At 58.2% G+C, this 17,921-nt stretch carries 18 protein-coding genes and 2 tRNA genes; 11 read left to right on the top strand and 9 right to left on the bottom strand.

The annotated features are described in order from the left end of the window. Nucleotides 1-38 precede the first annotated feature (38 nt). Nucleotides 39-575 (bottom strand): LuxR C-terminal-related transcriptional regulator, encoded by a 537-nt coding sequence (locus tag ACXAC3_RS16220; protein WP_475162297.1) that lies wholly within the window; start codon nt 573-575, stop codon nt 39-41. Nucleotides 576-792: 217 nt separating this feature from the next. Between ACXAC3_RS16220 and ACXAC3_RS16215 the strand changes: the two genes are divergently transcribed. The 5 genes from ACXAC3_RS16215 (at nt 793) to ACXAC3_RS16195 (ending at nt 6,710) form a co-directional block, all read left to right on the top strand. After that, complete coding sequence (locus ACXAC3_RS16215) at nt 793-2,088, top strand: short-chain fatty acyl-CoA regulator family protein (protein ID WP_475162293.1); 1,296 nt, start codon at nt 793-795, stop codon at nt 2,086-2,088. A gap of 77 nt (nt 2,089-2,165) precedes the next feature. After that, nucleotides 2,166-2,546 (top strand): response regulator transcription factor, encoded by a 381-nt coding sequence (locus ACXAC3_RS16210; RefSeq protein WP_475162291.1) that lies wholly within the window; start codon nt 2,166-2,168, stop codon nt 2,544-2,546. Next, the gene (locus ACXAC3_RS16205) at nt 2,543-2,857 is read left to right on the top strand and encodes a hypothetical protein (protein WP_475162289.1); all 315 of its coding nucleotides are present in this window, start codon (nt 2,543-2,545) and stop codon (nt 2,855-2,857) included. The genes ACXAC3_RS16210 and ACXAC3_RS16205 overlap by 4 nt, the downstream gene beginning before the upstream one ends. Beyond that, on the top strand, nt 2,845-5,523 hold the full coding sequence (locus ACXAC3_RS16200; RefSeq protein WP_475162286.1) for an ATP-binding protein: 2,679 nt from the start codon (nt 2,845-2,847) through the stop codon (nt 5,521-5,523). The genes ACXAC3_RS16205 and ACXAC3_RS16200 overlap by 13 nt, the downstream gene beginning before the upstream one ends. 77 nt (nt 5,524-5,600) lie before the next feature. Beyond that, nucleotides 5,601-6,710 carry a FliM/FliN family flagellar motor C-terminal domain-containing protein gene (locus tag ACXAC3_RS16195; protein ID WP_475162282.1) on the top strand — a complete coding sequence of 370 codons (1,110 nt, stop codon included), beginning with the start codon at nt 5,601-5,603 and terminating at the stop codon, nt 6,708-6,710. 8 nt (nt 6,711-6,718) lie between these two features. On the opposite strand, the gene ACXAC3_RS16190 is transcribed toward ACXAC3_RS16195, so the two are convergent. Genes ACXAC3_RS16190 through ACXAC3_RS16175 form a run of 4 tightly spaced genes read right to left on the bottom strand, consistent with a single transcriptional unit; the run spans nt 6,719 to nt 8,909 of the window. After that, nucleotides 6,719-7,150, bottom strand: a complete 432-nt coding sequence (locus tag ACXAC3_RS16190; protein ID WP_475162280.1) for a protein tyrosine phosphatase family protein — start codon at nt 7,148-7,150, stop codon at nt 6,719-6,721. A 9-nt stretch (nt 7,151-7,159) separates the two neighbouring features. Continuing rightward, nucleotides 7,160-7,591, bottom strand: a complete 432-nt coding sequence (locus ACXAC3_RS16185) for a DUF6691 family protein (protein ID WP_475162277.1) — start codon at nt 7,589-7,591, stop codon at nt 7,160-7,162. After that, nucleotides 7,591-8,013 carry a YeeE/YedE family protein gene (locus tag ACXAC3_RS16180; RefSeq protein WP_475162272.1) on the bottom strand — a complete coding sequence of 141 codons (423 nt, stop codon included), beginning with the start codon at nt 8,011-8,013 and terminating at the stop codon, nt 7,591-7,593. The genes ACXAC3_RS16185 and ACXAC3_RS16180 overlap by 1 nt, the downstream gene beginning before the upstream one ends. A 32-nt stretch (nt 8,014-8,045) precedes the next feature. Beyond that, entirely contained in the window at nt 8,046-8,909 is an 864-nt protein-coding gene (locus ACXAC3_RS16175) for an MBL fold metallo-hydrolase (protein ID WP_475162270.1), read from the bottom strand. Between the two features lie 246 nt (nt 8,910-9,155). Between ACXAC3_RS16175 and ACXAC3_RS16170 the strand changes: the two genes are divergently transcribed. Then, entirely contained in the window at nt 9,156-9,371 is a 216-nt protein-coding gene (locus ACXAC3_RS16170) for a hypothetical protein (protein WP_475162266.1), read from the top strand. Nucleotides 9,372-9,380: 9 nt separating this feature from the next. Here the strand turns inward: ACXAC3_RS16170 and ACXAC3_RS16165 are convergent, their stop codons facing one another. After that, entirely contained in the window at nt 9,381-9,599 is a 219-nt protein-coding gene (locus ACXAC3_RS16165) for a hypothetical protein (RefSeq protein ID WP_475162262.1), read from the bottom strand. 162 nt (nt 9,600-9,761) lie between these two features. On the opposite strand from ACXAC3_RS16165, the gene ACXAC3_RS16160 reads away from it, so the two are divergent. After that, nucleotides 9,762-10,031: a DUF2312 domain-containing protein gene (locus tag ACXAC3_RS16160; protein WP_475162260.1), complete on the top strand. Its 270-nt coding sequence runs from the start codon at nt 9,762-9,764 to the stop codon at nt 10,029-10,031. 169 nt (nt 10,032-10,200) lie between these two features. Here ACXAC3_RS16160 and ACXAC3_RS16155 read toward each other — a convergent pair whose 3' ends face one another. Then, the gene (locus ACXAC3_RS16155) at nt 10,201-11,076 is read right to left on the bottom strand and encodes a hypothetical protein (RefSeq protein WP_475162258.1); all 876 of its coding nucleotides are present in this window, start codon (nt 11,074-11,076) and stop codon (nt 10,201-10,203) included. A 184-nt stretch (nt 11,077-11,260) separates the two neighbouring features. Between ACXAC3_RS16155 and ACXAC3_RS16150 the strand changes: the two genes are divergently transcribed. After that, nucleotides 11,261-11,336: transfer RNA gene (locus ACXAC3_RS16150), tRNA-Thr, on the top strand. A gap of 346 nt (nt 11,337-11,682) precedes the next feature. Further along, nucleotides 11,683-11,767 (top strand) — tRNA-Leu (locus ACXAC3_RS16145). Nucleotides 11,768-11,775: 8 nt separating this feature from the next. On the opposite strand, the gene ACXAC3_RS16140 is transcribed toward ACXAC3_RS16145, so the two are convergent. Then, on the bottom strand, nt 11,776-12,273 hold the full coding sequence (locus tag ACXAC3_RS16140; protein ID WP_475162257.1) for a hypothetical protein: 498 nt from the start codon (nt 12,271-12,273) through the stop codon (nt 11,776-11,778). After that, a complete protein-coding gene (locus ACXAC3_RS16135) occupies nt 12,266-13,021 on the bottom strand; it encodes a helix-turn-helix transcriptional regulator (protein ID WP_475162255.1) in 756 nt (251 codons plus the stop codon). The genes ACXAC3_RS16140 and ACXAC3_RS16135 overlap by 8 nt, the downstream gene beginning before the upstream one ends. 611 nt (nt 13,022-13,632) lie before the next feature. Between ACXAC3_RS16135 and ACXAC3_RS16130 the strand changes: the two genes are divergently transcribed. Together ACXAC3_RS16130 and ACXAC3_RS16125 are read left to right on the top strand one after the other, a co-directional pair. Beyond that, nucleotides 13,633-15,768, top strand: coding sequence for a hypothetical protein (locus tag ACXAC3_RS16130; RefSeq protein WP_475162252.1), 2,136 nt, complete (start codon nt 13,633-13,635; stop codon nt 15,766-15,768). A gap of 479 nt (nt 15,769-16,247) precedes the next feature. Next, on the top strand, nt 16,248-17,846 hold the full coding sequence (locus tag ACXAC3_RS16125; protein WP_475162248.1) for a type I secretion protein: 1,599 nt from the start codon (nt 16,248-16,250) through the stop codon (nt 17,844-17,846). Nucleotides 17,847-17,921 lie beyond the last annotated feature (75 nt).

The raw sequence follows: 17,921 nt of genomic DNA, 5'->3' as shown, positions 1-17,921 counted from the left end.
ATGGGGGTTTTACCCAATATTCCTAGGGGCAAATGGCGTTACAGCGGCATTCCGGAAAGTTTCGCCACCAGTTCGGGAAGTTTTCGCGCGCCGAATTTTTCCAGCAGCCGCGCCCGGTAGGCTTCGATCGTGCGATAGCTAAGCCCAAGTTCGGCCCCGATTTCCTTGGCCGACAAGCCCCGGCAGGACAGGATGGCGACCTCGCGCTCGCGCGTTGTGAGTTCGACAAGCGGCCGTTCTTCCGAGATGTCGGAAAAGCTCCAGATCCCATGACGAAACGGGTCATCAGGGGTCAGGGAGCGTCCCCGTGCCCGGCACCAGAAAAGATCGCTGTTTCTGCGCCGCATGACGCGTTCGTCCGTGTAATATCCGGTGTCCCGCATCACCTGCAGGCTGCGCGCGCCGATCCGCTCCCAGTCGGCAACCGACGGGTAAAGATGCAGAAGGGGCATGTTGCGGTAATCCCCGGCCTCGCCGCCAAAGGTGCGCGCAAATTGCAGATTGCAGCGCCGGATGATCCGGTTTTCCAACTCAACAAGTCCGATAGGCGCATATTCAAACGCGGGGTCGCTCATCCGGCCATCGTGCAGGGAATTCGGTGAAAATAGAAGGGGTGGTACGCAGAATCTGAACGGCGGGCAGGGACATGGTTCGCGTCGAAGAGGTCCGGGGGCAGTTAAGCTTGTAAAGCGACTATGAAAATCACGGCTTAACCACTAGAAATAAAACAGGAGTTCTGAAAACACGTGGCAATCACTTTAAGTGCCGCTGTGACAGGAAAGAGGCAGGCAAATGCGCGATACGCTGACAGGCAGCCGAATTCGGGAAAGACGCCAGATCGCCGGCATGCGGCAGGCCGAACTTGCGCGCCGGGTGGAAATATCTGCGTCCTACCTGAACCTGATCGAACATAACCGCCGCAGGATCGGGGGAAAACTGCTGGTTAACATCGCTGCTGCACTTGAGGTTGAGCCATCCGTTCTGACGCAGGGCATCGAGGCCACGCTGATCTCGGCGCTGCGTGAAGCTGCCGTTGACGCGGTGGGCCAGCAGGCCGAGGTGGACGCGCTTGAGGAATTCGCCGGCCGTTTTCCCGGCTGGGCGGGCGTGCTTGCCCAGATGCACCGGCGGGTGGTGTCGCTGGAACGCACGGTCGAGACATTGTCCGACCGACTGACCCATGACCCCCATCTGGCGGCCTCGATGCACGAAGTTCTGTCCACCGCTGCTGCAATTCGTTCCACCGCGGCGATCCTTGCGGAGACACAGGAGATTGAGCCCGAATGGCAGGACCGGTTCCATCGCAACCTGCATCAGGATGCCGAGCGTCTGGCCGACAGTTCCAAATCTCTGGTCACCTATCTGGATGACAGCGATTCCGCCGACGATCGCCGTGGGGTCCCGCTGGAGGATGTCGAAGCCTTCTTTGACGCGAACGGGCACCATTTTCCCGGAATTGAAGAAGGCGGGCGCGTCGAGGATATCGACCTGACCGAACTTGAATCGCCAACGGCCAGATCCCTGGCCCGCGATTTTCTGGACATCTATGCCGCGGACGCCAGCGCCATGCCTCTGGAAGAGATGAAAGCAACTCTGGACGGGGGTGAGATTGACCCGTTGAAACTGGCCGCAACATTTTCGGTAGATGTCGCGTCGGTCCTGCGCCGGCTTGCCGCGCTGCCCGAGGGCTATTTGTCCCGCCCCACAGGTTTGGTGGTATGCGATGCATCCGGCAGCATCCTGTTCACCAAATCGACGCCGGGATTTGCAATGCCCCGATTTGGCGAAGCCTGCCCGTTGTGGCCGTTGTTTCAGGCCCTGAACAGGCCGCTGGTCCCGATCCGAAAGCGCATCATACAGCTTGGGCGAACAGCGGCTGTCTTTGATTGTTATGCCTATGCGTGGCCTCAGACCGTCTCGGGCTATGATGACGGGCCTGTGTACCGGTCGGTTATGCTGGTGCGTTCGGTTGAAGACGTCGCGCAGAACGGTCAGGCTCTGGCCAGGGTTGGCCCCAGCTGTCGGGTTTGTCCCAACAGCGATTGCGAAGCCCGTCGCGAGCCTTCGATTCTGAGTGAAGGTTTTTGACAGTTTCCTGACACTGCGCGTAAGCTGGCGGCGACAGGTTGACGGATGGGTGACCCGTCAGGGGAGGAATGCAAATTATGAGCCGCAGGGTTCTGTTGATTGAGGATGAGCCGAACATTGCTGAGGCCATTCGGTTCCTGCTGACGCGTGAGGGTTGGCAGGTCGAGACGCATGCCGAGGGTTCGGATGCGCTGCGGGTCATTCAGGGGGCCAACCCCGATCTTGTTATTCTGGATGTGATGCTGCCGGGGAAAAGCGGGATGGAAATTTTGCGCGACCTGCGCGAATTGGACGACATGCAGAGTTTGCCCGTGTTGATGCTGACTGCCCGGGGCCAGTCGCGAGACCGGGAGATGGCTGAAAACGCTGGTGTCAGCCGCTTTATGACCAAACCGTTTTCCAACGCCGAGATGCTGACAGCGGTGCGCGATCTGCACGCCCAGGCGACGCGGTCATGACGTCGGGCGAGGACCGCAAGCCGCCAGGCATCCGGCCTTCGCTTTTTCTGGAGCGTCAAAGTTACCGCCGCCGCAGGCTGACCGATGCCGCGCGCCTGTTGCCGATACTGGGGGCCGCGCTGATCGCAATTCCGTTGCTGTGGCCGGATGGTCAGAGCAGTCCGGATGGCGTTCCGTTGTCATCGGCGATTTTCTACATCTTTGCCTGTTGGGCGGCCCTGATCGTGGCCAGCCTGATATTCGGGTTTGCCGCCAGACGTCTGGCGGCAGGTGACGACTCCGAGCCGGATTCGGATCGATGGCCACGCTGAACGTTCTGATCCTGGTCTGCCTTGGCTATGTGGTGTTGCTGTTCGGCGTCGCCTTTGCCGCAGACAGGATGGCGGCGGCGGGCAGGGGGGCCTGGCTGCGCTCACCACTGATCTACACCCTGTCCCTGTCGATCTACTGCACGGCCTGGACGTTTTACGGCGCTGTGGGAAATGCCGCGCGGTCGGGGCTGGAGTTCGTGACGATCTATCTTGGCCCCACGCTGGTGATGCTCAGCTGGTGGTGGGGTCTGCGCAAGCTGGTGCGCGTCGGGCGCAGTCAGCGCGTGACCTCGATCGCTGACCTGATCTCATCGCGCTACGGCAAGTCCAACACGCTGGCGATCTGCGTGACCATTCTGGCGGTGCTTGGGGGAACGCCCTATATCGCGTTGCAGCTGCAATCCATCACCCTTTCCTTTTCGATCTTTGCCGAGGCTGACCCGTCCGGTCTCTACCGCGAAGGCTCCAGCGTGTTCTGGGTGGCGGCCGGGTTGGCGGTTTTTGCGATCCTGTTCGGAACGCGAAACCTGGATGCAAATGAACGCCACCATGGGGTAGTTACCGCCATTGCGGTGGAATCCGTGGTGAAGCTGTTTGCCTTGCTGGCCGTCGGAATTTTCGTCGTTTGGGGGATCGCCGGCGGTATTGGTCCGATGATGGACCGCATTGACGCTTCGGAAATTGGGCAATGGAACGTGGACGCGGGGCGGTGGACGACATTCATCTTTCTGTCCGCGGCGGCCTTCATCTGCCTTCCGCGTATGTTTCAGGTCATGGTCGTGGAAAACGCCGATGAAGCGCATCTGAGAACCGCGGCCTGGGCTTTTCCACTGTACCTTCTGCTGATGAGTCTGTTCGTCGTTCCGATTGCCGTTGTCGGGCTGGACCTGCTGCCCGCGGGATCAAACCCCGACCTGTTCGTACTGACAGTGCCATTATCACAGGGAAACGACTGGCTGGCGATGCTGTCGTTCATTGGCGGCTTCTCCTCGGCCACATCCATGGTCATCGTTACGGCAATGGCGCTGTCGACCATGGTGTCGAACCATTTGGTCATGCCGATCTGGCTGAGCACACAGGAAGGCTCCGGGTCGGTTTCGGGAGACGTGCGTAACGTTGTGCTGGTCGCGCGCAGGGTTTCTATCGCCGTCATCATGGCGCTGGGCTTTTTCTACTACCGCCTGTCCGGGGGCGGTGCCGCGCTGGCATCGATCGGGCTTGTGGCCTTTGCCGGGATTTCCCAGATTCTGCCGGCGCTGGTCGGCGGGCTGTTCTGGCGCGGGGCCACGCGCACCGGCGCGCTGGTTGGCCTGACGGTCGGGTTTCTTCTGTGGATCTACACGTTGCTGCTGCCCGGCATGGGTGGCGTCCTGATGCCCGAAACGGTATTGCAGAACGGCCCCTTCGGCATGGGTTGGCTGCGCCCGCAGGCTCTGTTCGGGATTGAGGGGATGGACCCCATGGTGCACACGGTGATGTGGTCGCTATCGCTGAACACAGTGGCGTTTTGCGTGGCGTCGCTGCTGAGCTTCCCCAGCCCGCTTGAGCGGTTGCAGGGGGCGCAGTTCGTCAATGTCTTTGATCATTCGATGGCACTGCGTGGCTGGACCGGATCGGTGGCGCAAAGCGAGGATCTGATGATCATGACGCAGCGCATCCTGGGCGCTGGTCCGGCGCAGGAGTTTTTTCAGGCCGAGGCGGAACAGCAGGGCGGCCGATCCGGCCTGCCCGAGCCTACGCCCGCTTTTCTGGAACGCCTTGAGCGTGAGTTGAGCGGCTCGGTCGGGGCGGCGACGGCCCATGCGATGATCGGCCAGATCGTGGGCGGCTCTTCGGTTTCCGTCGAGGACCTGCTGGCCGTTGCCGATGAATCCGCCCAATTGCTGGAATATTCCAGCCAGTTGGAAGTCAAATCAGCTGAACTCAGCCGAACCGCCCGCCAATTGCGCGAGGCCAACACCAAGCTGACGCAAATCTCGGAACAGAAAGACAGTTTCCTCAGTCAGGTAAGCCACGAATTGCGCACGCCCATGACCTCAATCCGCGCCTTTTCCGAGATCATGCGCGATTCTGATGGGCTGAGCGACGCAGAGCAAACACGCTACGCCGCGATTATCCATGACGAGGCCCTGCGCCTGACGCGATTGCTGGACGATCTGCTGGATCTGAGCGTGCTGGAAAGCGGCCGTGTCAGTCTGAATGTCGGGGGCGACACGCTGCGTTCGGTACTGGACCGGGCGGTTTCCAGCGCGTTGGCCGGGTCCAGCCGGGGCCTGACCGTGCGGCGGACAAAAGCGTCGGAACGCATTCCGCTGCACACGGATCTGGACAGGTTGGGTCAGGTCTTTATCAACCTGATCTCGAACGCGCAGAAATATTGCGACGCGGAAGACCCGGTTCTTACAATTTCCGCGCATGATGTCGGCGGGCAGCTTGTCATCGACTTTATCGACAACGGCAGCGGAATACCACACGAGGCCCGGTCGATGGTTTTCGAAAAATTCGCCCGCGTCGGCGTGGACAAGGCGGGCGGGGCCGGGTTGGGGTTGGCGATCTGCCGCGAGATCATGCAGCGCCTGGGTGGAGAGATCGACTATCTCCCTGGTCAGGGCGGCGCGGCCTTCCGTGTCAGGTTGCCGCTTGCCTATCAGCAGGCGGCACAGTGAGGCGGCTGTAAAGACAATCGTAACCCGAGCCGGGTTAGACCGGATGCCATGAATGGCATTGAATAGCGGTTTCGGGGATGACGCAGACGGGCAGCACAGCTTTGGAGCGTAAGCTTTCCTTCGGGCAGGCTGAGCAGGGCGACAAACCCCGTTCCGCGCTGCGCGCCTTGCGGCTGGCGTTTGCGCGGGCCGCGGGTGATCGGTTGCAGCTTGCCTTGTCGGTCATCGGCGCCAGACAGTCCTGCCGCACTCCTGCGGCCCTGACGGAATTGGTCGGGGAAGACTGGCTGTTTTTGCGGTTCGAAAACGATGATGGTGTCCCGGTCGCCATCTGCATGGATCTTGGCACCGTGTCGGCGATTGTTCAGGTCCAGACAATCGGTGAGGTCATGCCGGATACGCCTTTGCCGCGTGGTTTTACCGATACGGATGCCGCAATGGCGGCACCTTTGGCAGAGGATGCTCTGTCGCGGGCAGTTGCGTTGGTTGATGCGCCGGCGGATCGGTCCGGTCTGTCCGGGTGCGAATATGCAGCCCGCTTTCCTGACCTGCGGTCCTTGTCACTGGCATTGGTCGAAGACAGCTACCGGGTGTTTGATCTGACCGTGGAACTGGGCGGCGGTCTGCGTCAGGGGCAGATTTCGGTGTTTCTGCCCGAAAGCGCAGCAGAGGTTGAAGAGGCCGACGCTGCGCAGGATGCAACCGGTCCGAACCTCGAACACGCATCCGGTGTTTTGCGGGCTGAACTGGATACGGTGATTTGCCGGATGACCCTACCGCTGGCATCGCTGTCGGGTCTTGGGGCAGGGGATGTATTGCCCTTGACCGGGGCCAGGCTGGACCGTGCTGAGATCCTGACAATCGACCGCTCCCGAACCGCAGTTGGCCGTTTGGGTCAATGCGGTGGGATGCGCGCCGTTCGGCTGAACGAGTATGCGCCTTTACCCGCTTTGTCCCAGGACGAAGCGCAGGATTTTCTGGAGGCTCGCTCCGCTTCCTCACCATTCGAAACACCGGACCTGCCCGAACCGGAAGAGCCGATACCGGAGCTGGCAAACTTGGTCCCGACTGATCGGGTCGAATTGGACGGCGGTCTCAACTTCGATGATTCAGAACAGATGGTCGCCGAAATTTCACAGCTTGCAGGTCTGACGCGGCCGGAAGAAGACCGGGAAAGCCCGGTCTAACGGGTGTTTCAGCGAGTGGAGTTCCGAACCTGTTCAAGGGTCGAGCGCAGTGCGTCCAGTGTGTATCCGGCTTTTGTCGTCGCGCTCAGAATGTCGTCCGTGCTCATCTGATCGCACTGGCCCAACGCCCAAACGACCGAGCAACGGGTGCCCGAGGCGCAGTAAGCCAGAACAGGCCCGTCACAGCTTTCGGACAGTTCCCGCTGACGTGCAACATTTTCGGGCGTCATGGTCTGATGCGTAAGTTCCAGGATTTCATACTCCATTCCAGCCGCGCGTACGGCCTGACCGATCAGATCCGACTGCATATCTGTCGGAACTTCTGAGTTTGGCCGGTTGCAGATGACCTTGACAAAGCCGGCTTCCGCGATGGCTGGGACGTCTTCGACCGTGATTTGCGGCGAGACGGCGTAGCGGGGGGTAATTTGTCGAATCTCCATGTCAATTGCTTAGGCCGCGTTGGCGGCTCTGTCCAGTTGCGCACCCAGTGTCGGCGCCGCATACATTCCGGCCATCATGGCCAACAGAAAAACAAGCCCGCCCAATCCTCCGTATGTCAATGACGCGATTGCCGGCCCGGGGCAGAGACCGGCCAGTCCCCAGCCCATTCCGAACATCACAGAACCCAGAATCAGACGCCGGTCCAACTCGGCGCGTGGCGGCTTTGGAAACTGCCCCCCGATCAGGGGACGGCGATTGGCAGTCAGCCGCCAGGCAGCCAGCATGGGAAGAATCGCACCGCCCATCACAAAGGCCAGGGTCGGGTCCCAATTCCCGAATACGTCCAGCCAGCCCTGCACTTTGGTTGTGTCCGTCATGCCAGAAATCAGCAGACCCGCCCCAAATAATGAGCCGGCAATCAGGGAAATGATCACACGCATCAGATCAGCCCCCACACGTTACGCAACAGGGCGAGGGTAACTGCTCCGGCCAGAATATACACGATGGTGGCGACAGTGCCGCGTAGCGAAAAGCGCGATATGCCACAAACCCCATGGCCTGACGTGCACCCGTTGGCAATGCGCGTCCCGATGCCGACCAGCAATCCCGCAACAACCACTACGGCAATGTTGCCGGTCAGATGGGTCTGCGGGGTCTCGGACAGAAAAAGGCTGATGACTAACGGGGCTCCGACCACGCCAGCCAGAAAGCTCAACCGTTCGACCGAACGATCACTGTTGTCGATCAAACCGCCCAATATACCACTGGCCCCCATGATGCGCCCGTTTCCCAAAAGGTAGATCGCGGCGCCCAGCCCGATCATCAGGCCGCCAGCCAGCCCCCACAGCCATTCTGTTTGCATGGTCTCTTCTCCGATTACCCGGTTGTGACGTGTCAGAGTTTGTTGATGGGTAGTTTTAGAAACACGTCGCCCTGCTCGTCAGCGGGCGGCATCTGGCCCGCGCGCATATTGACCTGCAAAGACGGCAGGATCAGCCGCGGCATGGCCAGCGTCGCATCCCGCGCGTCGCGCATTTCAACGAACTCTTCGATTGAGCGACCCTGTCCGATATGGACGTTCAGCGCCTTCTGCTCTCCCACCGTCGTTTCCCACGCGAACTCGTCGCGCCCCGGTGCCTTATAGTCATGCCCCACAAAGATGCGCGTTTCATCGGGCAGCGACAGAATCTTCTGGATGGATGCGTACAGCATCTCTGACGATCCGCCCGGAAAATCACAGCGCGCGGTGCCGAAATCCGGCATAAAGAGGGTGTCGCCGACAAAAGCCGCATCCCCGATCACATAGGTCAGACAGGCCGGCGTGTGGCCCGGCGTGTGCAGGACATCGCCGCGCATCTGGCCAACGTGGAAACTGTCGCCTTCACGAAACAGCGCATCGAACTGGCTGCCGTCGCGCTGGAACTCGGTCCCTTCGTTGAAAATCTTGCCAAAGGTTTCCTGGATGGTGACGATCTGATCGCCGATCCCGATCTTGCCGCCCAGTTCCTGTTGCAGGTACGGGGCCGCGGAAAGATGATCGGCGTGAACATGGCTTTCCAGTATCCATTCGACCCTGAGGCCGCTTGACCGCACATAATCAATGATCTGATCAGCCGACCCTGTATTGGTCCGCCCCGAAGCATGGTCGAAATCCAGAACGCTGTCGATGATGGCGCAGGCGACGCCTTCGGGCTCTTGCGCGATATAGGAAACCGTAAAGGTCTCCGGATCAAAAAACGCTTTCACTTTTGGTGTCATCTGGCTCTCCGTCGATGCGCTGCCGAACATATATTATTTACGGAATGTGATCTAATCAACACTGTGTTATTTGATGCCGGTCAAGGCAGGTTAATTCCAAACAGAGTAAAATTTAACCAATCTGCGCGGTACAGCCAAAACCGCGGGCCGGGCAGGCGGGTTTCCGCGTGAAATCGGATTATTCTGTGCAGGTCTTAAAACGGTTACTTATATTCGGAATAACGAACCGCATCTGGGAGGAAGCAAATGACAACAGTAAACTTGTACTCCGAAGCCGAACAGCTTGAGAAAAAGCTGAAGGGTGCGTGTCTTGATACCCGTCTTGCGCTTCAGCCCAGCGTAAGCAAAGTGATCGAGCGTATGCGTCAGCAGGGGATGCACGTGCCATCGCGCCTGCGGCATCTGGATGCGGCATTGTGCGAGGATGCGATGGAAGCGCGTTTCGACAATCTGCCGATCTGACTCGCGCTGTCAGCCGAAGGAAATCCCCACGATCACCACCATCAGGCCGATCACCGAGAGGAACAGAGACGCCAGATTCCAAGGCAGTACGCTTTGAACCACGGCGCGCAATTCGTCGTCCGACAGACCCGACCTGCGCGCCTTCATTACACGCAGAATGCACCAGACGAGGCCGACAAGCCCGGCAAGGGACAGGGCGGCACCGCCCCAGGTGATGATTTCGAACATGGTTCCCCACATTTGGTTATCAATTTCAACTGCGCTTAGCGGATAGGTCCGGTTCACACAAGGCCGCCGGGGATTGTGCGCTTGCGGCCCGGGCGGCGGCGATGTATCCGGCATATTGCCCGCTGTGACAGCATTGGAAATCCACCTCTGGGAGAGATGTAAATGGAAGACGTGACCGAAGATCAGGCCTCTGCCAACTACCGCGTGACCGCGGGCGAACTGCGCCAGTTCATCGAACGGTTCGAACGTTTGGATGCCGAAAAAAAGGATCTGGCGGAACAGCAAAAGGAAGTCATGGCCGAGGCCAAGGCCCGGGGCTACGACACAAAAGTCATGCGCAAGGTGATTGCGCTGCGAAAGCGTGACAAGGACGACATTGCCGAGGAAGAGGCGGTGCTGGAAATGTACAAGGAAGCGCTGGGCATGAGCTGAGCCCGGCCCTGGTCGATCTGACCGCCGCAGATGAGACGCCGGCACCTATCAGGGTGTTGTCTTGCGTCTCCCTCTGTACCAAATGCGCACCGGCCTGCTACCGACCGAAGCATTTAAAAGGCGGGTAACGCGAAACCTGTATCAATGTATGATGCAGGTATACCGGCCGTCAGGGCTTCAGCATCCGCACGCCCGGCATCGTCTCCAGCCGCTCCAGATCCTGCTCGTACAATTCGGAAAAGGCATCGACGATTTCGGTGCTCCAGCCCGGCAGGTCCAGTTCCTCTTCTATCTTTTCCGGCTGTGCGTGATCCTCAAGAATACGGGCCAGATCGTTCCGCAGCTGCGCCTTATCTTTCGTGTCGCCCTGTGCGATCACATCCAATGCTGCCTTCCGGCCCGTTTCATCCAGCAGGGATACCAGAAGGTCGTATTCGTCATTTAGCCCGGCATCCTCAGGCAGTGCCCCCACCGCGCGCAGGATGTCACCCCAGATCAGCGGCGTGTCTTCGTTGCTCCACAATGTTATTCGCACGCCTGGCGCGAGATCCCGGATGTCTTCCACCATTCCAATCCAGCTGAGGCAACTCAGATCGGTATCGCGGATAATGTCCTTGCGGGTCTCAAGAGGGAGCGACATCAGAAGCTTGGGAATAAAGCTGCCGGGGTTCCGAAGCCCCAGAAACAGCTCAACCTGATGATCCTGAAAGGCCTGCTCCAACAGCGTTATCCGCTTGCCTGCAATCGGATATAGCTGCCCCTCCCGAAGCGCCGATGGCGTCTCACCCGCAAAGTTCTCGCTGGAAAAGACAATACGCCCTCCGTCTTGCCCCGCGGGCAATACACTCCTGAGCCGCTGATATGCGCCAATGTCGACGGGTTCGGTGTCCATCCCGTCAAAAGCGGGTTTGAATACCTGCCGGTATCGTCGCGGGCCCACAAACGAGACCCCGTTCTGCGCAAGGATGTCCGCGTTCTTCTGCAGCGAACTCAACAGCCGGCCCTCGTCGGTGAAAGCCGCCCCTGCGTGGATAGCAACCTGCATACTCGGATCTTGTCCTTGCTTTTATGCCCTGCCTGACGGGTTACAATCTGCGACCCGCACAGTCAAATCCACCCGCCTTTCAACAGCCCGGCCCGTAACACCGACAGGAAAGTCCGTAATCCCTAAGTTCAGATAAAAATATGGGCTTGCAGTCCCGAACAAGAGAAAGTAATCGACACGAAGCGCCCCTATAGCTCAGCTGGTAGAGCAACTGATTTGTAATCAGTAGGTCCGCGGTTCGAGTCCGTGTGGGGGCACCACTTCTCTCTAAATCGACAGTTCATCACATACAGGTTCAATAACTGGGAGTCTGCGGACATCGCGATTTGTGACGTAATGACGCGATCCACTCGTGGGTTACGCCATTAAAGACAATCCAAGGACATTCAGTTCGACCGGCCTAAGAAACCTGGGAGAAACTTTGGTGTCGTGCAGGAGCCGAAAAAGCTGCGCGTCTGCAACACACCGTCGAAATTGCGATCCTTCAAATCTGATCCGTAATCGAAAGGCGGCAATCAATAAGGAAGAGTTACTTCCCTCCTTTCCAATCAGTTTTGTTGGCAGTAAGAGTGCCTCAAGCCATCGGAAAAACTGGCCCGGTGACAAGCGGATGTGGCGAAACTGGTAAACGCAAGGGACTTAAAATCCCTCGTCCTAGGACTTGCGGGTTCGATCCCCGCCATCCGCACCATTAACCCGTCAGATCGGAAAACCCAACTGCCCGATCAGGCGCCAGATGTCTCGGTTCGCAGCTGAAAGCTGGGCCACGATATCCTCGATCTCTTGTATTGCCTTTTCGTCGACAGTGTCCTCGCGCCCAAGTTTAATGTCGGTTTTCCGGTCGGAAATGCGCATCAGGATGGTCTTTGGGTTTCCGCTTTCGGCGTCGAAGGAATAGATGCAGTGATTATACCGGTTTCGAATGGCGGAAAGCTTGCTCAGACGATGGGTGTGCTTGAGGATTGGATCGCGGACATCGGCGGGGCGGCCTTCCATTTTGGCCAGCCGCTCCACCAGGTCGATCCGGGCGCGCGTCGTGTTGAGCGTCAGGAAAATGATGACCGCAACATCCTTGTTTGTGCCACTCAACCCGGCAATGAGGTGGATCAACAGGCTTTCGGTGTTGGTCCACATGTAGTTCAGCCTGCCAACCAGCAGGATCAGGCGGTCAAACCGGGATTTGAGGTCTTCAGTCAATTGCCTGGCCGTGTACTTCGTCGGGCGCCACCTCAAAATAGAATTGCGCGGCGGCGGTTCGGTTGCTCACACCGATCTTGCCGGCAACGTTGTGCATATGCAGTTTGACTGTGTGTTCCGTAATTCCAAGATTTGACGCGATGATCTTGTTGCTTTGACCTTGCGAAACCAGATGCAGCACCTGTTTCTCGCGACGCGTCAGTCTTGAATAGATCGGGTGCGGATCTTTCGACTTGGGCGCGCGGTCACTTACCAGGCGCGGTTTGCTCTGGTTTTTGACGTTTGACATGCAGTCGGCCAGAAAGCTGGGCAGGTAAAGTTCCTCATGCATCAGCAGACGCAGTATCGAACGCCAAACATCCGGGGCGACGTTCATTGGAAGATAGCCGATATCTCCGTGCTGTGACCTGTCCCAGCTTTCGAACAACGCGCGCGCGGCGTCCTCTTTGCGGTAGGCGAAAGCCAGGCAACCTGATCCTGCGGCCTGAGTATAAACCTCCGGCCGGGTCAGCAGGTCGTCCAACATCATCTGATCGACAACGACGACCTTGCCCGCGCTTGCATCAGATTCAGCAGCTTGGCCCAGATCTGCAACGGCTTCGAACCGATGCGCAGCGACGCCGAATTCGGACTGAACGCTGCGCAGCGTTTGATTTGAGTAGAACAGTTCTTTGCCGATGAAGTTAATCGAGAAATCTTCCGGACAAATTTCAATTTGGGCAAGACTATCCTGCAACGGATTGTTCATTATTCCCCCCTTTGAACCCACGCCACCAAATCTGCGGCGAAATCGTAAAAACACTAGGAACGCTTTTTCAGCAAAACTTAACGGTATGTAAACTTCTATTGCCGCCCGACTATACCTGAAAGAGTGATTTTCTTCAATCTTTCGTGTGGTTCTGCCAAATAGACTTAGAACTTTTGGTTAGGTTCACGATCAATCTTCCCGCAAAAGTAGAGAGAAACTAGGGCTTTACCCGAACAACGCTATTTCCTTTGCGTTTCTGACTTAAGTCCCCGGTCTCACTGGCGGACTTATGAAATTTAACAACAATATCAGTATGATGCGATATCTAATGCTTTAGGTTAGCTATTCAGGCGACTTTCCTGCTGCAACTATGAAGCTGCTTCAATTTGAGGAGCGCAGGTTCCTGGGGTGTCCACGATTCGCGAATTAACGCGGTTTTTCTGATTGGTCACTGTATCGGCTAAGCCGGGAAAGGAGGGTGGTAGACAACTTTGATGAACAAGTCCGCATTCAGGCGTGGATTTCGCCCGTGTGCTTAAAATTTGTTTCAACCGCGCCTGTGGCCGTTTTGTAGATGAATGACGGTCGGCGCTTAATAAGTGGAAATTGATATGTCAAAACGCCAACAACCTCATGTTACAGTCGTTGATGAAGTAAACGTCGACAAGGTCTATGCGCCGGTGGATGCCGACGTAGAGGTGCAGCACGCTGAAGTTGACGCGGACTACACCAAGCAGGACAACGAAAACACTGTCTCGAATGATCAGGGCCAGGGCCAGGAGCAAGCTCAGAAGACCAAGGTCGATAATGAGCAGGGTCAGGGCCAGGATCAGGGTCAGGATCAGGGACAAGGCCAGGATCAGGGTCAAGGCCAGGATCAGGGTCAGGGTCAGGATCAGTCGCAGACAAACGGTGGCGACGACAGCAACGATAACTCGAACTCCGTCAACATCGATTTCGGCGGCGGCGAGTGGATCCCGCGCGACGATGACTTTGTTGATGTCGACGTAAGCGAAGGCGGCTACGTCAATGATGTCATCACAGCCGGCAACGATCTGGACTATGATCCGGGTGACGACATCAATTTGGATATCTCGTTGGACGGTCCTGGCAACGACATGTCGTCAATCAACAACCAAGTTGCGAACCTGCATGACGATGACCATCTGGGCAACGCTTCGGTTTCCAACACCGGTTCCTTCGATCAGAGCGGCAGCGCCCATGGTGGCTCTGCATATGCTGAAGAAGGCATCCAGACTTCGTCGGATGGTGGTGCTTCTGGTAGTGGTGGCTCAACATATGGCGGCAACGCCGACGGTGACACCTATGGCAGCAAAGCGCTCGGCGCAGGCGGCTATACCGGTGATGCAAGCGCTGATGCGACTGGCGGGAACGGCGGTGCGTCCGGTGACGCGACTACGTTGGGTCTGGGTGTGGGCAAATCCGACGCCGACGCCAACGGCAACAGCGACGGTGGCGACAGCGGAGACGCCAACAGCGACTCGGCCGCTCATAACAGCGGACACTCGGACTCGTCCGATTCTGACGCAACCGGCGGCGACGGCGGCGGTGCAGGATCTATCGGTCTTGGTCTGGGGCTGGGTCTGTCAGGCGCCGGCAACGATGGTGATTCCACCGGTGGCGACAGCGACAGCGACGCCAACGCACTAGGTGCTGGCCTGGGCGCAAACAACTCGTCGGCATACGGCGCGGACGGTGGCGACAGTGGTGCCGGTAACCTGGGTCTGGGTCTTGCAGGCAGCCTTGCTGCAGGCGATGCCAGCGGTGACGGCGGCAAAGGCGACGGTGGCGACGGCACCAGCGGTGACGGCGACAACAACGACGCAACTGGCGGCGACGGCACTGGTGGTGACGGTGGCGCGGGTGGTCCCGAACTTTTCGAAGAACTGGCCGGTGGCGGCGGTGACGGCGGTGACGGCACCGGTGGCAACAGCGCAAACGAGAACATGACCGGTGACGGAATTGGCGGCGCGGGCACAGGCGGCTCGGGTGACGGCGGTGACGCGGATGCGGACGCTGATGCTCAGGGCGTTGGTGACCAGACTGCGGACTCCATGGCCGGTGCTGGCGGAACCAACACCACCAACGGCAGTGCTGATGGTACCGGAACCGGTACGTCGATGGCAGATGGTGACGGTGGTGCCGGTGGCGCAATCGACCAGGACGCGACCTCGGACGGTTCTGGCACGGGTTCTGCTGATGCGACCAACACCGCAGGTGATGGCGGTGCGGCGGATGTCTTCTCGATGGCCGATACCGACGGTTCAGCGGACAGCCTGGCCGAAGCGATTTCGGGCTATGGCGGTGCTGCGGCGACCGACAATGATGCGACGTCGACCGGAATGGGCAAAGCCGTCGGAATGTCCGAATCGGGCGTCGGCGGTGGCGGTGGTGCCGCTCAGTCGAATGCCGGATCCAGCGGTGCAGCGCACGGTATGGCGGATGCTGGAAATACCATGGGTGCAACTGTCACCAGTGGTACGACTGCAGGCGCCAACTCGGGCGACGGCGGTACTGGCGGCAACGCCGGGATGTGGGGTTCGAACAATGCTGGCGACGGTATTGTCTCCGGTGAATCCTACGCATCTGCTGCTGCGATCGTTGACACCTCGGCGTTCAATCAGTCGATCGTCATGGGTGCAAACGTTCTGGGCAACTCGGTCGACACGACCATGGTTGGTGGTTCGATGACTTCGAGCTACTCCAGCGACGACAACGACGTGTAACTGATAGCAGAGCCCGGATTACCGGGCTCTGACTTTTTGAAAATGCCGGGGCCGCATCAGGCGGCCTCGGTCCAGCTTCACCTAAACCGGAAATTTTAGGCCGGGGCGGGGAAAGGATAACGATTATGTCGCTCGACAGTATTACGGAACAGATTGCACATTTTTTCGGAGCATTTGAGCTAACTATTGAACAGGCGCGTCTACGGGAACAATACGAAGAGTTCACGGCATTACGGCGGAAAACCGAACTCGAAGAACTGGAAGACGCGACGAAGATTAATGTTAAAGCGGATTTGAAACTTCCCGAGGGCGAATACGACCCCCTGCCTTACAAATTTGAAACACCGCAGGTTTTTATTCCGCCTGCGCCGGTCCCCCCGAGTTCGGTTTCGGACACATCCAGTTTTTATGCGTCGGCGGAGACCCAGGAATTCTACGCTCCCGAAGCTCTTCTTTCGGGGCTGAAGATTTCATCCGAAGTGATCATCATTCAAATTGAACCGCAGATCGTGACCGAACTTATTGGTTCGGCTGTGACCTACACGTTCCAGGAAATCATCCTGAACGACAACGACACGATCGGCGACGGCGATTTCCGCGACAAAGACGTGCTGATGGAAGAGGGCGAGCACGCGATGGAGATTGCGATGTCGCTGCATGCGATCGCTGCCCCGTCGATCCACATTTCAGACTACCTGTCCATCGAAAAGGTCAAGGAGATTGCGGAACAGATGCAATCGCCCCTGGTTACCGAAGTTGACGGGGTTACGATTTATCAATTCCATGGCGAAGATGCCAGCGGCATGATCGTAAACGGCGAATATGTTGATGAAATGCCGGTCTGGAGCGACCTGCTGCCGGATCATCACCAGACCGAAGAGGATGAAGGCGAAGAAGGTGATGCGCCCGATCTGCTGCCGGTGGAATGGGATCAGGGCGACGACTCGGAATTTGAGGACGGCCATTCGGTGATCGCAGGTGGCAACCTGGCCATCAACGAAGTCTCCATAACGGTTGGTTGGGTCGACGCGCCGAACATCGTCGTTGGCGGGCAGGCCATGAACCTGACCGTTATGAGCCAGGTCGCCGTGGTGTCCGACATTGATGAGGGCGAGGCCGGGGCGCAAAGCGATACCCATATTGTCCAGGCCGCCCATATCGGGGTTGAAGCCAGCGAAGCGCCCTGGGTTCAGGACAATGTCGCCGATCCGGGCGAGGACCCGATTGTCGCGATTGACTGGATCGAAGGTGACCTGATCGTCACAAACTTCATCCAGCAGCTCATCGACGCCACGGATATTGACCAGATCAGTACCGAGATATCGGCATCGTCGACGATGTACACACTGGGCGATAACGTGATGACCAACGTGGCCGATATTATCCAGCTGGGCAGCTTCTACGATCTGATCATTGTTGGCGGCAACATGATATCGGTTGATGTCGTGTCCCAGACCATCGTGTTCATGGATGACGACAAAATCTCTGGCACGCTTCCGACCGAAGATGAAGAAAACCTCGTGATGAACCAGGCCACGCTGACGGCCACCGGTGAAGACACGCATGAAGAAATGAGCGACAGTTTCGCCGATATGGTACCGCTGCAGGAGGTGGACACCGACGCGCTTGAGGATGCGTTGCTTAACGATCCCACGTATGCCGGAACGGAGTTGATCCGGGTGCTGAAGATCGAAGGCGATCTGCTGCAGGTCAACATCATCGACCAGGTCACCAAGTTGCAGGACCAGGATGACATCTCGGTTGATGCGACAAAGGGCGAGGTCGCCTCGGCCTTGGGTGCCGGAAACGCCATTCTGAATACCGCCAACGTGAACAAAGTAGGCGTGGATTCGGTCGTGATGGCGCAGGACGGCGAGTATTCTGATCTTCTGCTGCATCAGGCCAGCCTGTTCGATGTTCCGGAAGAGCAGAATCTTGAGATTGCGAACGAAGCCATCGCGTACCTGATGGAAGAAGCCGACGGGCCCGGAAACTCTGAAAACGCGCCCGGCCAGATCAAACTTACACCTTCGGAGACGGCGACCGTCGACGACGGCCTGCAGTCTATGCTAGCATAGTACCTGTTTGTTACGAGTGACCCGAAAGTTTTATCATGTCGATTGTTTTTTCGTCTCGTCCGAGTCGTTACGCTA

This window comes from Ruegeria sp. ABV4_181, assembly GCF_056158465.1.
Note: the sequence above shows the minus strand (reverse complement) of the source record. Positions and strands in the feature narration are given on the sequence as shown.

Bases quoted from the DNA above. Each gene is read 5' to 3' on its own strand.
- ACXAC3_RS16170 (WP_475162266.1), top strand. From the start codon at position 9,156: ATGACAACAGTAAACTTGTACTCCGAAGCCGAACAGCTTGAGAAAAAG.
- ACXAC3_RS16185 (WP_475162277.1), bottom strand. From the start codon at position 7,591: ATGCGTGTGATCATTTCCCTGATTGCCGGCTCATTATTTGGGGCGGGT.
- ACXAC3_RS16160 (WP_475162260.1), top strand. From the start codon at position 9,762: ATGGAAGACGTGACCGAAGATCAGGCCTCTGCCAACTACCGCGTGACC.
- ACXAC3_RS16165 (WP_475162262.1), bottom strand. From the start codon at position 9,599: ATGTTCGAAATCATCACCTGGGGCGGTGCCGCCCTGTCCCTTGCCGGG.
- ACXAC3_RS16190 (WP_475162280.1), bottom strand. From the start codon at position 7,150: ATGGAGATTCGACAAATTACCCCCCGCTACGCCGTCTCGCCGCAAATC.
- ACXAC3_RS16195 (WP_475162282.1), top strand. From the start codon at position 5,601: ATGACGCAGACGGGCAGCACAGCTTTGGAGCGTAAGCTTTCCTTCGGG.
- ACXAC3_RS16180 (WP_475162272.1), bottom strand. From the start codon at position 8,013: ATGCAAACAGAATGGCTGTGGGGGCTGGCTGGCGGCCTGATGATCGGG.
- ACXAC3_RS16220 (WP_475162297.1), bottom strand. From the start codon at position 575: ATGAGCGACCCCGCGTTTGAATATGCGCCTATCGGACTTGTTGAGTTG.
- ACXAC3_RS16205 (WP_475162289.1), top strand. From the start codon at position 2,543: ATGACGTCGGGCGAGGACCGCAAGCCGCCAGGCATCCGGCCTTCGCTT.
- ACXAC3_RS16210 (WP_475162291.1), top strand. From the start codon at position 2,166: ATGAGCCGCAGGGTTCTGTTGATTGAGGATGAGCCGAACATTGCTGAG.
- ACXAC3_RS16175 (WP_475162270.1), bottom strand. From the start codon at position 8,909: ATGACACCAAAAGTGAAAGCGTTTTTTGATCCGGAGACCTTTACGGTT.
- ACXAC3_RS16130 (WP_475162252.1), top strand. From the start codon at position 13,633: ATGTCAAAACGCCAACAACCTCATGTTACAGTCGTTGATGAAGTAAAC.
- ACXAC3_RS16200 (WP_475162286.1), top strand. From the start codon at position 2,845: ATGGCCACGCTGAACGTTCTGATCCTGGTCTGCCTTGGCTATGTGGTG.
- ACXAC3_RS16215 (WP_475162293.1), top strand. From the start codon at position 793: ATGCGCGATACGCTGACAGGCAGCCGAATTCGGGAAAGACGCCAGATC.
- ACXAC3_RS16155 (WP_475162258.1), bottom strand. From the start codon at position 11,076: ATGCAGGTTGCTATCCACGCAGGGGCGGCTTTCACCGACGAGGGCCGG.
- ACXAC3_RS16135 (WP_475162255.1), bottom strand. From the start codon at position 13,021: ATGAACAATCCGTTGCAGGATAGTCTTGCCCAAATTGAAATTTGTCCG.